The 3,898-nt window shown below is 64.3% G+C and carries 4 protein-coding genes; 2 read left to right on the forward strand and 2 right to left on the reverse strand.

Annotated elements, in window-relative coordinates; genetic code table 11:
* Positions 1–347 (reverse strand): TenA family transcriptional regulator (locus AC1DQ3_RS36205; protein ID WP_477124901.1); only part of this gene is annotated, 347 nt, incomplete at its 3' end.
* 173 nt (positions 348–520) lie between these two features.
* Positions 521–1,453, reverse strand: coding sequence for an ornithine cyclodeaminase family protein (locus AC1DQ3_RS36210; RefSeq protein WP_477124902.1), 933 nt, complete (start codon positions 1,451–1,453; stop codon positions 521–523).
* A gap of 347 nt (positions 1,454–1,800) precedes the next feature.
* Here AC1DQ3_RS36210 and AC1DQ3_RS36215 point away from each other — a divergent pair, with 347 nt between their 5' ends.
* Both AC1DQ3_RS36215 and AC1DQ3_RS36220 read left to right on the forward strand, forming a co-directional pair.
* Positions 1,801–3,339, forward strand: coding sequence for a hypothetical protein (locus AC1DQ3_RS36215; protein WP_477124903.1), 1,539 nt, complete (start codon positions 1,801–1,803; stop codon positions 3,337–3,339).
* A 212-nt stretch (positions 3,340–3,551) separates the two neighbouring features.
* The coding region (locus AC1DQ3_RS36220) for a TenA family transcriptional regulator (protein ID WP_477124901.1) at positions 3,552–3,898 on the forward strand (347 nt) is incomplete at its 3' end.

Below are 3,898 nucleotides of genomic sequence, written 5' to 3' on the forward strand. Positions count from 1 at the left end.
ATATTGTCGGGATCGACCACGCGCTCGCGGGTGGTGCCGCAGGCTTCGGCAAAGCGGATCAGCAGGTCGGTGTGGCGATCGCCGCCGATTTCTTCTTCATACATATTGGCCAGCAGGAAGTCCTTGGCCTCGGTGAAGCGGTCGGGGGTGCGGGCGTAGATATAGGCGAGGTAGTCGGCGAAGGGGCCGACGTAGTGGTAATGGTTTTCCGCCCAGCGCGCGAGGTGGTCGCGGGAGAGCTTGCCGCTGGCCCAGGCCACGCTGAAGGGGGCCTTGTTGGCGCTCTTGCCCTTGATGGCGTTTTCAAGGGCGGCACGGAAATCATCACGGTTCATCAATTCGGCCATTGCGGGGGCTCCTGTGGACAGCGGGTTCAAGGTTGGGGACTGCGTGGCGTGGTCCGGGGCCTGGTCAGCTGACCCCGATACCTTGAAGATAATTGTATACTATCTACAATTTTGCGGAAGAGGTTTTGGGCCTTTCTTGCCGGCGCGCGGCATCCGCGTCCGCGCTTTTGCTTTCAGGTGGGTTTCGCATCACCTGCCGCTGCGATTTGCCGGTACGCGAAGCCAGCCAATGCCACATCCTCCAGCCCGACACCCACCGACTTGTAGATCAGGATGTCCGCGTCGCTGACGCGCGGCTGCACGCGGCCCGTCACGACATCGGCCAGCTCGACGACTTTGTCGGCGGGCAGCGCGGCGGGGTCGGCCAGCACGATGTCGCCGGCTTCGCGCATCGATTGCGGGCGCCATTCCACCACCAGCTTGCTGGCGCGCGAGAGCGCCACGTCATCCAGTTCCCGGGTGTGCGGCAGGCTCGATCCGATCGCCGCGACGAACGCGCCGGGCTTGAGCGCATGGCCGGAGAACAGCGGCGTGGTCGAGCGCGAGGCGGTGACCACGATATCGGCTTGCGCGACCGCCTGGTCCGGCTCGGCGAGGGCGACGGGGATGCCGCACCATTGCGCCAGGCGCTCGGGCATGGCGGCATCGGCGTACGGGTCGGACAGCAGGATGCGCTTGAGCGGGAGGGTGGCGGCCAGTTGGCGGGCATGCTGCACGCCCTGCGTGCCGGCGCCGAACAGCGCCAGCACTTCCGCACCCGGGCGGGCCAGGTGGCGGGCGGCCACGACCGAGCAGGCGGCAGTGCGCAGCCGGGTAATCGCGCCGGCATCGAACGACGCCAGCGGCCGCCCGTCCTCGGTCGAGAAAATCAGGATGACAAAGGAGAACTGCCCCTTGATGGTGGTGTAGACCTTGGCGCCCGCCACCCGCTGCTCGGGAATCACCGCGCCCAGCGTGGATAGCTTGACACCACCGGCTTCGGTACGGATGCGCTCCTGCATGGCGGCCTTGCCTTCGCCGAAACTGCGGAAGGCGTCCAGCATCACTTGCTGGGCGTCGGCGGGGCTGACGTGGCAGTCGATCATCTCGTCGGTGATATGCAGCATGGTCTATTTCCTGGAGTAGCGAAGAAGGGATGGAAAGTTGGCGTGGACACCATGGAGAAGCCAATCCCGCCCACGCCGTGAATGCGTCCTTACATGGTATACAGTCTACATAAATCGCAGGTGGAAGGCACCTGTCATTAATGCCGAGGATGCGCTTGGCCCGTGAAAGGTGCCTGAAATCCCGCTTTTGGCGCAGCAGTGCAAGGGTTTGCACCGATTTGGGTGGATTCCCTACCTTGGGAAGATTTCGCTTGTTTTGATCTCAGTCAAGAATATAGTATACGTCAATGGGGCAGCCATAGCCCCAGATACGCTGGGCTCTACAGATAAAGATCCAAGGGGAATTCATGCAACATGAAGTGGTGATTGGCGCGGCACACTGGATCTACTTACTGGGCGTGGCGGTGATCGTCCTGACCATGATCCTGCGTGCCAACGTGGTCGTACCGTCGATCCTGGGTACGTTCCTGGTCGTGTTCGCGCTGACCGGCAGCCCGGTTTCGGCGCTGGGCGGGGTCTTTTCGGCAAGCCTGGTGGCGGCCAAGGAGCTGTTCAACATCTTCCTGGTCATCGCCTTCATGACGGCGCTGCTCAACTCACTCAAGACGCTGCGCTCGGATATCCGGATGGTCGAACCGTTCCGCCTGGTGATGAAGAACGGTCATTCCGCCTTCTTCATCCTGGCCGGCATTACCTACGTGATTTCGCTGTTCTTCTGGCCCACGCCGGCGGTGCCGCTGGTTTCCGCCATCCTGCTGCCAGCCGCGATCGCGGCCGGGCTGCCGCCGCTGGCTGGCGCCATGGCCATCGCCATTGCGGGGCAGGGCATGGCGCTGTCGTCTGACTATGTGATCGGCGTGGCCCCCGGGATCAGCGCCAAGGCAGCCGGCGCCGCGGTCAGCGCCGTGGTGGTGGCCGACCGCGCGCTGGTGCTGTCGATCATCACGGGCGTCATCGCGCTGACGCTGGCCTACCTGTCGATGCGCAAGCACATCGTGCCGGCCAGCGGCAGTTTGCTGACCCACTGGCAAGCCCGCGCCAGCGGCGCCGACGAGCGCTTCGAGCAGGCCGGCACCTTCGACAAGGCCGAGATTGCGCGCGGCACCGAGCATGCGGAGCCGCTCGTCACCGATTCCAATATCGAGCGCAGCCTGGCCATGGTGGCGTTGCGCCGGGTCAAATGGTCGAAGTGCTTTGCCGTGGTGACGCCGCTGGCGTTCCTGGCGGTGGTGGCGGTGATGGTGGTGCCGAAGATGGGCAGCGGACTGCCCGAACTCAAGGGTGGCGATGCCGCTGCTCTGGTCGGCGGGGTCGCGGCGGTGCTGATGATGCTGGCCACGCTCGCTGCCGAAGGGCCGCGCAAGATGCTCGACGTGTGCCCGGAGCACATTACCGACGGCTTTGTCTTCGCCTTCAAGGCGATGGGCTCGGTGCTGCCGATTGCCGGTTTCTTCTTCGTTGGCGCCGGCGAAACCGCGGCGCAGATCCTTGGCGTTGCCGCCGGCAAAGCGCCCAGCCTGCTGTTCGAGCTGATCCAGGCTTACCAGCACATGATTCCGGACAACCACGTGCTGGTCGCCTTTGGCGTGCTGCTGGTGGGCATGATCACCGGCATCGACGGCTCCGGCTTTGCCGGCCTGCCGCTGACCGGCACCCTGGCCGGGGCGCTGGGTCCGGTGGTGGGCTTCGATTCCGCCACGCTGGCGGCTATCGGGCAGATGGGCGCGGTGTGGACGGGCGGTGGCACGCTGATCGCCTGGTCCTCGCTGATCGCGGTGGCCGGCTTTGCCCGGGTGCCCGTGCTCGATGCGGTGCGCGCCCTGCTGGTGCCGGTATTGATCGGGCTGGGCGTGTCTACCGTTTGCGCGATGTTCCTCTGGCGCTAAGCGGCTGCACGGCTGCACGCACGCTTGCGCACGACCAGCAGCGAGGCTCTTCCGGGGCCTCGCTTTTTTATTCCCGAAAGACTTGTATACCGTCTTCCAAAAAACGGTAGATAGTATACAATTATCTTCAGAGTATCGGGGTCAGATGACCAGGCCCCGGACCACGCCACGCAGTCCCCAACCTTGAACCCGCTGTCCACAGGAGCCCCGCAATGGCCGAATTGATGAACCGTGATGATTTCCGTGCCGCCCTTGAAAACGCCATCAAGGGCAAGAGCGCCAACAAGGCCCCCTTCAGCGTGGCCTGGGCCAGCGGCAAGCTCTCCCGCGACCACCTCGCGCGCTGGGCAGAAAACCATTACCACTACGTCGGCCCCTTCGCCGACTACCTCGCCTATATCTACGCCCGTACCCCCGACCGCTTCACCGAGGCCAAGGACTTCCTGCTGGCCAATATGTATGAAGAAGAAATCGGCGGCGATCGCCACACCGACCTGCTGATCCGCTTTGCCGAAGCCTGCGGCACCACCCGCGAGCGCGTGGTCGATCCCGACAATAT

Source organism: Cupriavidus sp. 01T418 (assembly GCF_056398885.1).